The organism is Haloplanus sp. CK5-1 (assembly GCF_037201915.1).
Taxonomy (GTDB): domain Archaea; phylum Halobacteriota; class Halobacteria; order Halobacteriales; family Haloferacaceae; genus Haloplanus; species Haloplanus salilacus.
Genome location: NZ_CP147505.1, coordinates 1,723,644 through 1,736,659, shown reverse-complemented (window position 1 = coordinate 1,736,659; position 13,016 = coordinate 1,723,644). Strand labels below are relative to the sequence as shown.

The following is a 13,016-nucleotide window of genomic DNA, read 5'->3' as shown; positions in this document are numbered from 1 at the left end:
CGTCACGAACGGACGGGGTCGAACGCTTCGGTCGAGACGGCGTCGAACCACTCCCGGAGCGGGGCGGCCTCCTCGGGCAGGACCGCCGCTACGACGTATCGCGCGTGGTCGTCGAAGAAGTCGAGCAGCCCACGGACACGGTCGGCGTCGAGCATCTCGACGGCGTCGACAACGACGACCGGGACTGCGTCCGCGACGTCGTACACCAGGTAGCCGGCGAGAGCCATCACCAGTCCGACCACCTCGCGCTCGCTCTTGCTGAGGGTGTCGACCGACGCCCGGTAGACGGTGCCGTCGTCCCCCGTCCGCACCACGTGCGGGTCGAAGACCGTCCCGTCGTCGGTCTCGCGGCGCTCGATCCAGACGCGTTCGACCGCGTCGAAGACGAGCCGATTCAGTATCCGCTCCATGCAGTCGTTGACCGTCTCGACTGTCTCGCGCTCGATCCGTTCGACGCGGCCGCGCAGCGTCGCGAGTTGCTCCGCCACGTCGTCGCGCTCGGCCCGCAGGTCCTCGCGCTCGGCCCGGGCGCTCTCGGCGGCCTCGATGTCCGCCTCGACCTCGGCGAGTTTCCGGTCGAGTCGGCCGCGCTCGTACTCCAGATCGCTCACCGCCTCGTGGCGCTCGACCAGTTCCTCGGCGCCCTCGACGCCGTCCAACTCGGCTTCCAGATCCCGGATCCGCTCGGCGGCGTCGTCGATCCGGTCGTCGAGGTCGGACAGCGCCCGCTCGCGTTCGTCGATATCCTCGCCGAGGCGACGCCGACGCTCGACCAGTTCCACCCGCTCCTCGCGGCGGTCCTCGAGGTTCGAGCGGTCGCGCCGACACGCCTCTATCTCCGCCTCGACCGTCGCCCGCTCCTCCCGCTTCTCGTCGAGGATCGCCTCGACGGCCGCCACCTGCGACTCGATCTCGGCGCGCGCGGCCGACTGGCCACAGGTCCAGCAGGTGACGTTCCCCTCGTCCGGGCCCAGCGCCTCGACCACGTCGTCGTCGACCGCCCGCTCTCCCTCCGCGAGGAACCCCTGATTCAGTTCGACGATCGGCCCCAAGGCAGCGATCGTCTCGTCGAGGCGACCCTCGCGCTCGCGGAGGGTCGACAGACGCTCCTCGACCGCTGCCAGTCGCTCCTCGACGCTCGACTCCGCGTCGTCGAGGGCGGCCAGTCGCTCCTCGACCGACGCGAGGTCCTCCCGGAGCGACTCGAGGGCGCGGCGCTTGGTCTCTCGTCGGTCCCGGAGTCGTTCCCGCTCGGCCCGCGCGTCCTTCAGGTCGTCGAGCAGGTCCCGGGTCGCCGCCGCGGCGTCCCGGTAGTCGAGTTCCGAAAGCGCCGCTCGCCGCTCCGAAAGCGTCGCCGTCACCTCCTCGCGCTCCTCGATCAGCCGTCGCCTCCGGACCTCCAGCTCCGGGAGGCCGCCCACCCGGTCGTCGAGGTCGTCGATGCGGTCGTCGAGGTCGTTCCGCGTGTCGGTCAGCCGCCGGATCTCGGCGTCGATCTCTTCGGTGTCGACCGGACGCATGAGCAGGTCGTGGAAGTCGCCGCCGCCGACGACGGCCCGGCGGATCGGGTTCCCCTCGCTCAGATCGACGAACAGGTCGACGAGCGTCGACGCCGTCGTGTACGGGGTCGCCTCCACGACGACTGTCTCACCGGCCGCGTCGGAGAGGTCGAGCGCGAACCTCTCGCCGTCGACGTCGAGCGTCACAGATCCCGAGTCGGCACCGCCACGAAGCGACGGCGGGGACCCGCCGAGGACGCCCCCGAGGCCCCCGAGCAGCGACGACTTGTTGGAGGCGTTCTCACCGACGACCATCGTCACGCCAGGTTCGAACGACACCGATGCGTGTTCGATGCCACCGACGTTCAGTACGTCGAGTCGCATCCGTTCCGGGGTGGCCGAATCGTCGTCCGTCATCGTGGATACTCCGGTGGCGAAGCGAACGCATCCCTCGTACGTCGGGGCTGGCGTATTACGTTTGTGCCTAGTGTCCGGTGACCCGCCCGAGTTCGTTCGTCCTCGGCCGGACCGACGCCCGGTCCTCGGTCAGTCTTCCCGGCGACACCCACACCCGCCCCGATCCAGCAGACGCAGGAGGCCGTACTCCTCGCCACAGGTCTCGCAGGTGACCCGTGCGGTCAGCGACACCGTCACGTCGCCGGCGTCGAACGACTCCGTCTCGGCCAGTCGCGACACCTCCCGCTCGGTGATCGCTTCGGCCCGGCCGAACAGGCCGAAGGCGGTGTCCCGCACCGACGCCGCGTCGACGCTCGACTCTCGCCCCGTCTCGACGCCCGCACACTCACGGAGGTGCGTGCGGACGGTGCCGTAGGTGACGAAGTCGTCGCGGACGGCGTCGACGTCGACGCCGGCGCGGCGCAGTCGGTCCCGGGCTTCCGTCCGGGCGGCGTCGCTCACGTCCTCGTCCGTGAGCAACCGGTGGACGTTCTCCGCCTCGCCCTCCAGGAGTTCCATCCCCGCGTCCCGCATCGCGGCCGCCAACACCTCCCGGTTGAAGAAGCGTTCCAAGTCGCGGAGGCTGTCGCCCGCGTCGACGCGCCGGTCCACCAGACGGTCGGGGAGCGTCGGCATCCCTCGGCTTGCACACACCGTCTCGATCTTACAGCCCATCGGTCGGCGGCCGTACGCCCGTGGCCGCTATAAACACCCCGTCGAGCCAAGGCTTAACCCACACCTCCCCCATGCTCCACCGCATGCCGTCCCTCCCCGACCGTCTCCGGCGCCCACCGGGGCCGGAGGTCGCGGTGTTCGTCTCCGGCGTCGCCAGCATGGGACTTGAGATCCTGGCCGGGCGGATCATCGCCCCGCAGTTCGGGAGCAGTATCTACACTTGGGGGAGCATCATCGCCGTCTTCCTCGCGGCGCTCTCCCTCGGCTACCACCGCGGGGGGCAGTGGGCCGAGCGCCGGGCGAGCGACGGCCGGCTCGCCTGGCTGATGCTCGGGACCGCCGCCTACGTCGCTCTCGTCGTGTTCGCGACCGACGTGTTGCTGTCGGCCGCCTCGGCGCTCCCGTTGCCCGGCCGCTTCGCGTCGCTGCCCGCGGTGACGCTCCTCTTCGGTCCACCGACGTACCTCCTCGGGTTCGTCAGCCCGTACGCCGCCGAACTCTCCGATACCCAAGGTGTCGGCGCGGCCTCGGGGCGCGTCTACGCACTCGGGACCGTCGGCAGCATCGTCGGGGCGTTCGGCACGACGTTCTTCCTGATCCCGTCGCTCGACGTCGAGACCATCGGCGTCGGCTTCGGCCTTCTGCTCGTCGGGACAGGACTGTGGCTCGCCCGCCGAACCGAGAGCCGCCAGCCGACGGTCACGGGACTCGCCGTCGCGCTCCTGGTGATCGGCGCGGGCGTCAGTGGCACCGTCGGCGTCTCGACGGGTGGGCCGGTGCTCTACGGGACCCAGACGCCGTACCAGGAACTCGAGGTCACGCAGGTGGGCGACGAGCGGACGCTGTATCTCGACGGCCAACCCCACAGCGCGATGGACGTCTCCGACCCCGACCGCCACGTCTTCGGCTACACGCGCTACTTCCACCTCCCGCTGCTCATGACCGAGGACGTGGACCGGGTGTTGTTCGTCGGCGGCGGCGGATTCACCGGACCGAAACACTTCGCCGACGAGTACGACGTCACCGTCGACGTGGCCGAAATCGACCCCGAGGTGATCGACACGGCGAAGCGGTACTTCGAACTCGAGGAGTCCGACGGCCTGACCGTCCACAACACCGGGGGCCGGCAGTTCCTCCAGGAGACGAACCACACGTACGACCTGATCGTCCTCGACGCCTACAAGAAGGACAAGGTCCCCTTCCAGTTGACAACCGTCGAGTTCATGCAACTCGCGAACGACCGACTCGACGACGACGGCGTTCTCTTCGCCAACCTGATCTCGGCACCCAGCGGTCCCGCTTCGAAGTTCTACCGCGCCGAGTACAAGACGATGGCCCAGGTGTACCCGCAGGTGTACACGTTCCCGACCGCCGAGACGAACGCCATCCAGAACGTCGAAGTCGTCGCCACCAAGCGCGACGGACGCCTCTCGATGGCCGATCTGCGGGAGCGAAACGCCGAACGTGATATCGGGATCAGCCTCCGTCGGGAGATCAACACCTACCAACCACCCCCGCGAACAGACGACGTGCCCGTCCTCCGCGACGACCGCGCCCCCGTCGACTCCCTCCTCGATCCGATGGTCGGCCAGCGGTACGTCGTCCAGCGAACCGACGGAAACGGGACCGACGTGACGACGGCCGACGGCATCACGGCGTCCGGGACCGTCCTCCCGCCACGCTCCCGACTGGCCGAACCGGTCCCGCCGCGCTGAGCTACTCGATCCGAAGCTCGTCGACGACGTCGTCGTCGAGTTCGACGCCCAGCCCCGGGCGATCGGGCGGGGAGATGGTGCCGTCCTCCAGACCGAACTCGTCTTGGTTCGCGACGTAGGGGCTGGCGACGTACTGCCCGGGGTCGTCGGCGTCGTCGTCGTAGACGGCGAACTCGATCAGGTCACACGCGGGGCTGGCGACGGCGACGTGGAGGCTCGCGGCGTAGTTGACCAGCGGCCCGAACGCGTGGGGGACGAAGCGCTCGTCGAACGACTCGACGAGCGTCGCGACGCGGTCGGCCGCGGTCACGCCGCCACAGACGTACAGCGACGGCTGGTAGACGTCCAGCGCGTTCGCCCGCAGGTGGTCGACCGCCGGATAGTGGGGGTAGTGGGACTGGTAGGCGGCGATGGGGACGTCGACCCGGCGGTTGAGTTCCGCCTGTCCCTCGATGTCGGTGTGGGCGATCGGTTCTTCGAACCATTCCATCTCCAACTCCTCCGCGGTACGGGACAGGCGAAGCGCCTCGGAGAAGCCGTAGGAGGTGTTGGCGTCCATCGAGAGGCGAAAACCCTCCGGGAGCGCCGCCGCGACGGTCCGGATGCGCTCGCGGTCCTCGGCGACGCCGCCCCCGACCGTGATCTTCATCGAGTCGAAGCCGGTGTCGGCCAACCACGCGCCGTCCTCGGCCAGTTCCTCGGTCGACTTGCGGTGAGGGAAGGTCGCGTAGGCAGCCACGTCGCCAGCCGCACCGCCGAGCAACTCGTACAGCGGCTTCCCGGCGTCTTTGCCGACGATATCCCACAGCGCCTCGTCGATGGCCGACAGCGGCTTGAACGCGCCCGAGCGCTTGGCGTGCTGGTAGAGCTCGCTCCACCGCTGGCTCACGTCACGTGGGTCCTCGCCTTCGAGGTGCCGGGCGAGCGACGTCACGCCCTCCGCGGCGAACGCCGCGTCCCGTCCGGTTGGGTCGTACGTGAGCGTCTCGCCCAGTCCGGTGATCCCCGTGTCCGTGTGGACCTTGACCACGACCGGCGAGACGCCGACGGTCTGGTCGGTCTCCCCCAACTTCATCTGTACCGAGTCGACTGCACTCTCCATCGGAATCGCCTCGACGTCAGTTACGCGCATACCACCCCGTCGTGGGGGACTCAAATAACGGTGGTGCCGTCACCGCGCCCGTCCGATACGGTCACGTACAGCGCACTCGATCCCGAGGCACCGCTTCCCGATCGAGGTTCACAAAAAACTGCTGTCGTACCGTGTCGCCGCGAGGCGACGGTGCGATATTATACGCGAACGACGTTCGTCGCGCGCGGGCCCTTGGGGGCCTGTTCGATGTCGAATTCGATCTCGGTCCCTTCCGTCAGATCCTCACCGCCAACGTCCTCCATGTGGAAGAAAACGTCGTCGTCAGCATCCTCAGTCTCGATGAAACCGTAGCCGCCTGTGTCGTTGAAGAAATCAACCTTACCGTTTGCCATTGCGAATGGACGGACGTTGAGTGTACGGATAACCCTTCCGCATTCGTGTTCCGAATCGGCGGCGAGGCAGACGAATATCCGAAATACGACGCTTCGGACGGTGGCCCGGCACGGACGGTCGGTTCGACGCCGATTCGACGACTGGACGGTCGTGTTCCCCGCGAGGAATCGGTGTACCGAGGAGCGCCGGCACGGCCGCCACACCGCGTGTCGACGCGGCGGGTGCTCACCGACGCCGTCTTCCACTCCCGTCAGAGGTCGGGTACGGGCGCGTAGCGGACGCGCTCGAATATCTCGTCGAGCGTCTCGTCGTCCAACGCCTCGTCCGTGTACTGGTGTACCGATCGCCGCGTCGAGAGTACGTCGTCGTGTTCTGCGGGAATCATTTGTCGTCTGCGGGCATATGGGGGCCGAAACCGGCAAGGACGGCCGGGGCGCGGTCGGCCCCGTCGAGACGTCATCGGCGTCTCGAACCCGTTCCGGCAAGACACACGAGGTGGAGCACTGCCGTGAACGAGCGAGGGACGGCCAAAGTACTATTTCGACCCCGCCAGAACGTGTGACCCGGATCCTACCATGGACGACTTTCCCGGGCAAAGCTGTCCTTGCGGAGAAGACCTGAAAGAACAGTCCAACCGCTGCAGCGACTGCGGCGAGAAAAAACAGTGGGTCGACCGAGGTCACCACAGCCAAATATACGCCTGCCCCGACTGCAGTTGACTCACGGGTGGTCGTCCTGTTTCCATTCGCACTCACCGGAGACCACTCCGTTTTCATCCCCTCGTAGGAGTGGCCATCCGAGACATCTCCCAGCATCTTCTCGACTGCGACCGGAAAACGAGAATAAACCTCGAAGTACCACGGTTCACACGGTACACTAGATGGCTCGTCAGGACGACCTCGGTCACTTCTATGGCTTACTCGACACCATCGAGCAACGAGTCGGTGGGACACGGAAACTCAAGAACTGTACCGGGTACATGGACTGGCCCGACCGCGGCGTCTACTTCTTCCTCGAACCGGGTGAGACGCGTTCGACCGGCCAGTTTCGCGTCACCCGCGTCGGCACCCACGCCGTCTCCGCCGGGAGCGGCACGACGCTCTGGGATCGACTGAAACAGCACTACGGGACCGGGAGTGGGAGCGCCGACCATCCCCACGGCGGCAACCACCGTGGCTCCGTCTATCGCAAGCGCGTCGGGGAGGCGATCATCGAGAAACACTCCCTCCACGACGACTACCCCGACTGGGACGCCCGGTGGTCGGCCATCGACCGCGACCGCTCGACAGTCCGCGACGAGGAGTACATCCTCGAACGGCGCGTGAGCGCGTACATCCGCGAACAGCCCTTCCTCTGGATCGCCCTCGACGACGCCCCCGGTCCCGACAGCGACCGGGCGTACGTCGAGCGGAACCTGATCGCGCTCCTCAGCAACCGCGGGACTCACCCCGTCGATCCGCGGGCGGACTGCTGGCTCGGTCGGCACAGCCGGAGCCCCGCGATCAGGGAGTCGGGCTTCTGGAACGTGGACCACGTCGACGAGGAGTACGACGACGACGCGCTGGATCGCTTCGCGGCCGCCGTCGAGGGGACGACGCCGCCGTAGCGGTCGGCACGACGACGCCCGCGATACCCGCCCCACCGCCGTTCGGCATCGACCGCCGTATCCGGGTCGCTGCCCTCGACGACTGCGAGTCGTCCCGTGTTCGGGATCGATGCGGTCGCTCCCCGCCTACCTCAGTGTTGTTTCATCCCCCGGTCGTCGAGCGTACCGAGAAAGGACAGAATGTGTTCGCGAGCGTCCGCCAGCGACGCTTCGACGGCCGGGTCGCTCGTTTCGTCTTCGATCTCACGGAGTTTCGTCTGGATGCGGTCGAGCACACCGAGTGCCGGTGTCGTGTCCCGATTCGCCTGCGATTCGAGGTGCGACCCGAGTTGAGCCAGCCGGTCGCCGATGTCGTCAGCCGTGGTCGATTCACGCGCGGTGTCGACCGCACCCATCGCTCGAACGAGGTTGTCTCGTGACATGGTTATCGGTCGTCTTCGAGTCGTTCTCGTCGCGCTTCGAGTCGGTCCAGTTTCTCGTACAACGCCGATTGCTGCGTGTCCGTTCCCTCGATGCTTCCATACCCGCCACAGCAACAGCATCCACACCGGCGTCCGTGGCGTCGCGGTGGTGCGTGCCCGTGCATCACATCATATCGTAATATGCGAATATAGTTAAATCTGGTCACGGGGGCTCCCCGAGGCCGACCGGGGATCTCGACGACCGGATTCCCACGCCGTGATCGCGGCGTCGATGATCTCCAAGGTGGCTTTGCTCCCGTTCGCGTCACCCTTCTCGAACTCGCTGTCGCCCTGTCCCATCTCGTTTGTCACGTACGCGAAACAGACGACCGGACAGCCCCGTTGGGCAGCGAACGTGTAGAGTGCGGCCGCCTCCATTTCGACGGCGAGAATGCCCTCGTCCCGCGCCCGTTGGATGGCGGCCTCCGTCTCCCGGAACGGCGCGTCCGTCGTCCACGTCGCGCCCGTGTAGACCGGTCGGGGCACCGACTGGCACGCAGTCTCGACTCGCTCTTGGAGGTCTGCCGGGAGCGTCGCGTACTGGGCGGGTGACTCGTAGTGGTGGCTGGCCCTCTCGTCGCGGAGCGCTCGGTCGATGAGCACGAAATACGGTGGGTCGTCCTTCGGAACGATCCGCCCCGACGAAGTGATGCTCACGAGAAACTGACACCCGGACGCGAACAACTGTTCGGCGACCAAGACCGCGAACGGTGCGCCGACGGCACGCCCGACGATCCCGACCTCGTCGCCGTCGAGCGAGAACCTGTAGAGATCGGTGTGGTAGCCAGGCCACGTCCCATCCTTCTCGCCCCGTCCGGTCGCGACGAGCTGTCGAACGATGTCGCCGTCCGGATCGAGAACGCAGACGTCGGGGACGTCGTCGTCGGGAAGGTCCTTCTGTCTGCGTGCCTCGGAGAGGAGCGAGTCCGGTGTGAACACGGACGGCTCACCGAACCGTTTCGCCTCGAAGAGCGGCGAATCCTGCCGTTCGTCGAAATCGGTCATGGGTCTCGTACTCGCGTCCGACGCAAGATTATGGCGGTGGCCGACTCGGTGATCCCACGATGGCGGTTATCGCAGCGGTCTCTGGGTCGGTACGCTCTACGATCGTTTCCCCGTCGACACCCAGGAGGTACTCCCGTGTCCCGTCGACGTACTCGAGGACCCTCGACGCGAGTTCCTCGGTATCCCGGTGGACCATCCGCCGGAAGTACGATCCGTCGCGTGCGAGGTTCGACTGGACGTACTCCGAGCGGGTGTTCAACGCCAGCACCACGACCGTCCCCCCGGGATCGAGGACGCGGACCGCTTCCGAAAGAGCCGCCCCCACCGCCTGGATGAACGAAAGCGTCGCGACGAAGACGACGGCGTCGACCGCGCCCGTGGCTATCGGCAGTTTTCGGGCATCGCCACGGACGACCGGTGCGAGCGCGCGGTCGCGCGCCGTCCGAACCATCTCCATCGACCGATCCACCCCGACGATATCGTATCCGGCGAACCGCTCTTCGAGCGATCCGATTCCGCACCCGACGTCGAGAATCCGGTCGTCGAGCGTGACCTGCTCTTTTACGTACGCGGCTTCGCGGTCCACGACCGCGGATCCGAACTCGCTTTCGCAAAAGCGGACGAAACTCTCGACGTCGCTCATGCTTGCAGGTCGCGTCGTGGCGTCCGGAGCGTCTCGATGACGTCCGCGTAGAGACACGTCGTCGCGGCGAGGTCCGTGTGGATCACGGCGGTGAAGGGAGTTCCTCCGATGCGTTGTCGTCTCCGCACAAAACACATTTGAATATGCGAATATAATAAATACACGGGTTCTGTACGGGCAGAAGCGAACCCACATATTCGTGGAGTCGAATATGAGACCATGACCGACCCAGACGACGCCCTCTACGAACGTCACGCCGAGTTCTGTAAGATGTTCTCGAACCCGAAGCGGCTGCGGATCCTCCACCTCCTGAAAGACGACGAACATAGCGTGGGCGAGATCAGCGACGAGACGGACATCTCCCAGCCGACGGTCTCCCAGCACCTGCGGAAGATGCGCGACCAGGGCGTCGTGACCAAACGCGACGCGGGGCTCAACAACTACTACTCGATCGCCGACGAGCGGATCGTCGAGGGGATGAACACGATGCGTGACGTGTTGCTCGATCGGATGGCCAACGACGCGGCCGTCTCGGAACAGAACGGCTAACAGATCGTCTTCGGGTCGATATCGCCCGTCTCGTCCATCGCCCGTTCTTGGGACTTCCACGTGACCTCGAGGAAGGCGTCGGCGGTCTCCTCGACGGTCTTCACGGCGGATGTATCGTCGTCGTCGAGATAGCGTGAAAGCAGTCGTTTGCCGCGTTCGATGGCCTCCTCTTCGGGTGGGACGATGGTATCCCGATAGAGGCTGGCCGTTTGCGGGTCGGCGTTGCCGGTCGCGACGAGTGTCGCCTGTTTGTCCTTGACGGCGCGAAGTTTGGGAGCGACGACGAACCCCGCGGTGACTCGGGCGACCGGGTCGGTCAGGTCGGCCATGAACTGTAGCGTTTCCCCGTGAAGTGCGTACTCGACCGGCTCGGGATCGACACCGCGGCTGCTGAGGTGGTCGGTCACGGCCTCGTACTGCTCGACGGATCGGCCAGCCTTCCACGCCGCAGCGAGTGCGACCTCCGCGTCCATCCCCGTGACGCGCTGCCGGTCGGCCCAGTCACCGTAGAGGACGGCGCTCTGGACGGATCGCCACCGCGCGATGCGTAACAGCGTATCGACCGACAAGTCGCCTCGCGTGTCCGCCGTGATCCCCCCTGACGTCGCCAAATCCTCGATCTCGTCGTCGACCGTCTCCAGGATCTCCCGAAATGCGGCCGCCGCGTCCTCCTGTTCTACGTCGGTCATGGCCGTCGTGGTCCGGACATCGACATTTGTCCTTACTCGTAGTGTTCGGCGAGATATTCGACGATGTCGTCGCTCTCGTACATCGTCACGCCGCGTTCGGTGTCGACGAGATACGGGATCTGGTCTTCACCGCTCGCCGTGAGTTCGCCGTAGGTCACCTCATTGGTCACGTCCCCGCCCTCGTCGCCGGGAAGGCGCGGGTTGTGAACGACACACGAGACACCGAGTTCCGACAGTTTCTCCCGAACCTTCGCACTGTGTGGACAGCCTTCCGATTGATAGAGCTCCAGCATTGGTTGCGATAGATTAGAAGATGCGAATATACTAAAGCATTAACTCTCGGATCGGTGGCGGTATCCTTGAGTCGCGGATCCACGGGACGGTCGAGCGACGGGACCGTGAAAACGAACGTCCCGAATTGCGGTTGCCGACGCGAGTGCTCGGCTAACTATGCCGGGATTCGGCGGTTCGGACGTCGTCTACCGTCTTTGCCGCGCCTATAGAGTCCGCTCGTTCCGTCACTGTCCGTCCAGCATCTGGATGCTATGCTCCACGACTGTCTCCGTCACGAAGAGGCTCGTCTCATGTTGGAGTGTACGCACGAGTGATGTCGCCTCGTCCTTGTCGAGTACTCTCCGAGCGGGACCAAGCGCAATTACGCCGATAGAGCCGTGCACTTCGACGTCAGCGTCGGATACTGCCGCTCGGGCGGCGAGGCCGTCGGTTAGGAGAACGACTCCCCGCTCTTCAGCTACCGCAATCGCGGCGCGTTCTCCGCCATCCAGTTTTTCAGTTCCGACTCGTCTTTCGTCGGCTTCGACGAGTTCGTACGGGAGGGCGGATAACCCGTCGGGGACGCCACCGGCCTCAACTTCCTCGTAGACTGTCTCCGGAATCAGGAGCGTATCGAACGCTGACAGCAGTTCGAGTCCCCGCTCGAACGCTTCGGACTCCCGAAGGCCGCGAGCTTCGGCGATTTCTCGAACCCGGTCGGAGATTTCGGCGGCCACACCGTGCGATCGCTCGGCAACGTCGTTACATCCGTATCTGGACACTACGCCCAATATTCAGAACGCGATAGGCGTTTATCTTTCTCATCAGTCCGTCCCTCTTCGTCTGTGACTTTCAGTACGAGGTCAAGAGTCCGCTTGGACGGCACCTCGAAATCGATTATTTCTCCGTCGGGTATGTTCCAATTCAGAGGTTCGCCGTACTCTGGTATAGTAAATTCGTGTGCCGACCACTCGTAAGACGTGATAGAACTCGTCACGGAGGTTGATTCCGACGCGTCTAAACGAAATTTCGAATCCTCAGAGGCCACTTCGAACGTTGCGTGTGGACGGTCCGTTGGTTCAATACCGTAATCGAACTCGTAATCCTCTGTGTTTGTGTAGTACGTACTGTCGACCCTGATGTCTGCTGTCTCGCCGCTCTCGATCACCTTTGTGCTGTCATACGATTCAGTCACCTCTCCTGCGTTCTCACCTGTGGTGATTCTTATGTCCACGTAAGCGCGAGCGTTCTGAGTTTCACCTGTATTTTTCACATTAAAATGCCAAATAGCCCATCCACTCGGCTCTCTCCGGGGAACTGCATCTATGAGTTCTAACCCATTATTTCCACCATTGCCTAACAAGGCTACTGTCCCTATTCCTCCCAACAGAAGAACCGCATTACGCCGTGTGAGAAGCTTAGAATTAGATGATATATCGGTCTGGCTCTCTGATCCAGATCCGGGCATCTGGATATCAGTAATATCAACATCGAAGCCGCCCGATTCGGTGTAGGATCGTACTTTTTCTGAATCGATTATATCTACTCCGTATTTTTCGCACTGCTCTTGGGCGTTCTCTGTAAGTTGGACAGTATACGTTAGCATCACTGAATTAATATCCTTCTCTCGCCCAGCTTTAATCAGAAATTCTATATGATTTGACGTGATCTCGTTTTCAGGTTTGCAGACGATCATCAGAAGCATCTTTTCGGAGCTAGCATCTCTCTTGCGCTCTCCGGAAACAATATACACTCCTTCTCGTAACTCCGTGAGATCTGTAGTCCATCCCCGTGCCTGTTCATACTCTAAGACAGCATCAGGATACTCAAGAGACGACATACTGCTGTTATCTATTGGTTCGTTTCATTACCACGATAAAAAGCTTGACCTCAAAATTTCAATCGTAGAATTTTCACTCGTTGCTTATCCTTTCGTATATCACACGACATATCATAAAC

At 64.2% G+C, this 13,016-nt stretch carries 16 protein-coding genes; 3 read left to right on the top strand and 13 right to left on the bottom strand.

The genetic code is table 11. The annotated features are described in order from the left end of the window. Positions 1 to 2: 2 nt before the first annotated feature. Together NBT81_RS09210 and rdfA are read right to left on the bottom strand one after the other, a co-directional pair. Positions 3 to 1,916: an archaea-specific SMC-related protein gene (locus NBT81_RS09210; protein WP_338737811.1), complete on the bottom strand. Its 1,914-nt coding sequence runs from the start codon at positions 1,914 to 1,916 to the stop codon at positions 3 to 5. A gap of 129 nt (positions 1,917 to 2,045) precedes the next feature. After that, positions 2,046 to 2,630 (bottom strand): rod-determining factor RdfA, encoded by a 585-nt coding sequence (rdfA, locus tag NBT81_RS09205; protein WP_338737809.1) that lies wholly within the window; start codon positions 2,628 to 2,630, stop codon positions 2,046 to 2,048. Positions 2,631 to 2,713: 83 nt separating this feature from the next. Here rdfA and NBT81_RS09200 point away from each other — a divergent pair, with 83 nt between their 5' ends. Next, a complete protein-coding gene (locus NBT81_RS09200) occupies positions 2,714 to 4,345 on the top strand; it encodes a fused MFS/spermidine synthase (RefSeq protein WP_338737807.1) in 1,632 nt (543 codons plus the stop codon). A 1-nt stretch (position 4,346) separates the two neighbouring features. On the opposite strand, the gene NBT81_RS09195 is transcribed toward NBT81_RS09200, so the two are convergent. From NBT81_RS09195 to NBT81_RS09185, 3 genes are all read right to left on the bottom strand, one after another. Beyond that, positions 4,347 to 5,477: a mandelate racemase/muconate lactonizing enzyme family protein gene (locus tag NBT81_RS09195; protein ID WP_338737805.1), complete on the bottom strand. Its 1,131-nt coding sequence runs from the start codon at positions 5,475 to 5,477 to the stop codon at positions 4,347 to 4,349. A 158-nt stretch (positions 5,478 to 5,635) separates the two neighbouring features. Beyond that, a complete protein-coding gene (locus tag NBT81_RS09190; protein ID WP_049937282.1) occupies positions 5,636 to 5,830 on the bottom strand; it encodes a cold-shock protein in 195 nt (64 codons plus the stop codon). A 251-nt stretch (positions 5,831 to 6,081) separates the two neighbouring features. Further along, complete coding sequence (locus NBT81_RS09185; protein WP_338737801.1) at positions 6,082 to 6,216, bottom strand: nitroreductase family protein; 135 nt, start codon at positions 6,214 to 6,216, stop codon at positions 6,082 to 6,084. 495 nt (positions 6,217 to 6,711) lie between these two features. Here NBT81_RS09185 and NBT81_RS09180 point away from each other — a divergent pair, with 495 nt between their 5' ends. Further along, positions 6,712 to 7,437: a hypothetical protein gene (locus NBT81_RS09180; protein WP_338737799.1), complete on the top strand. Its 726-nt coding sequence runs from the start codon at positions 6,712 to 6,714 to the stop codon at positions 7,435 to 7,437. Positions 7,438 to 7,568: 131 nt separating this feature from the next. Here NBT81_RS09180 and NBT81_RS09175 read toward each other — a convergent pair whose 3' ends face one another. The 4 genes from NBT81_RS09175 to NBT81_RS09160 form a co-directional block, all read right to left on the bottom strand. Continuing rightward, positions 7,569 to 7,859: a DUF7553 family protein gene (locus NBT81_RS09175; RefSeq protein ID WP_338737797.1), complete on the bottom strand. Its 291-nt coding sequence runs from the start codon at positions 7,857 to 7,859 to the stop codon at positions 7,569 to 7,571. Between the two features lie 192 nt (positions 7,860 to 8,051). After that, positions 8,052 to 8,903, bottom strand: coding sequence for a nucleoside phosphorylase (locus tag NBT81_RS09170; RefSeq protein WP_338737795.1), 852 nt, complete (start codon positions 8,901 to 8,903; stop codon positions 8,052 to 8,054). 28 nt (positions 8,904 to 8,931) lie between these two features. Then, positions 8,932 to 9,546, bottom strand: a complete 615-nt coding sequence (locus NBT81_RS09165; protein ID WP_338737793.1) for a class I SAM-dependent methyltransferase — start codon at positions 9,544 to 9,546, stop codon at positions 8,932 to 8,934. After that, positions 9,543 to 9,674, bottom strand: coding sequence for a hypothetical protein (locus NBT81_RS09160; protein WP_338737791.1), 132 nt, complete (start codon positions 9,672 to 9,674; stop codon positions 9,543 to 9,545). The genes NBT81_RS09165 and NBT81_RS09160 overlap by 4 nt, the downstream gene beginning before the upstream one ends. Before the next feature lie 91 nt (positions 9,675 to 9,765). On the opposite strand from NBT81_RS09160, the gene NBT81_RS09155 reads away from it, so the two are divergent. Further along, complete coding sequence (locus NBT81_RS09155) at positions 9,766 to 10,095, top strand: metalloregulator ArsR/SmtB family transcription factor (RefSeq protein WP_338737789.1); 330 nt, start codon at positions 9,766 to 9,768, stop codon at positions 10,093 to 10,095. On the opposite strand, the gene NBT81_RS09150 is transcribed toward NBT81_RS09155, so the two are convergent. From NBT81_RS09150 to NBT81_RS09135, 4 genes are all read right to left on the bottom strand, one after another. After that, on the bottom strand, positions 10,092 to 10,784 hold the full coding sequence (locus NBT81_RS09150) for a hypothetical protein (protein ID WP_338737787.1): 693 nt from the start codon (positions 10,782 to 10,784) through the stop codon (positions 10,092 to 10,094). The genes NBT81_RS09155 and NBT81_RS09150 overlap by 4 nt on opposite strands. A gap of 32 nt (positions 10,785 to 10,816) precedes the next feature. Further along, positions 10,817 to 11,077, bottom strand: coding sequence for a glutathione S-transferase N-terminal domain-containing protein (locus NBT81_RS09145; protein ID WP_338737785.1), 261 nt, complete (start codon positions 11,075 to 11,077; stop codon positions 10,817 to 10,819). 225 nt (positions 11,078 to 11,302) lie between these two features. Further along, a complete protein-coding gene (locus NBT81_RS09140) occupies positions 11,303 to 11,761 on the bottom strand; it encodes a nucleic acid-binding protein (RefSeq protein WP_425498781.1) in 459 nt (152 codons plus the stop codon). Between the two features lie 77 nt (positions 11,762 to 11,838). Next, a complete protein-coding gene (locus tag NBT81_RS09135; protein WP_338737781.1) occupies positions 11,839 to 12,897 on the bottom strand; it encodes a hypothetical protein in 1,059 nt (352 codons plus the stop codon). Positions 12,898 to 13,016 lie beyond the last annotated feature (119 nt).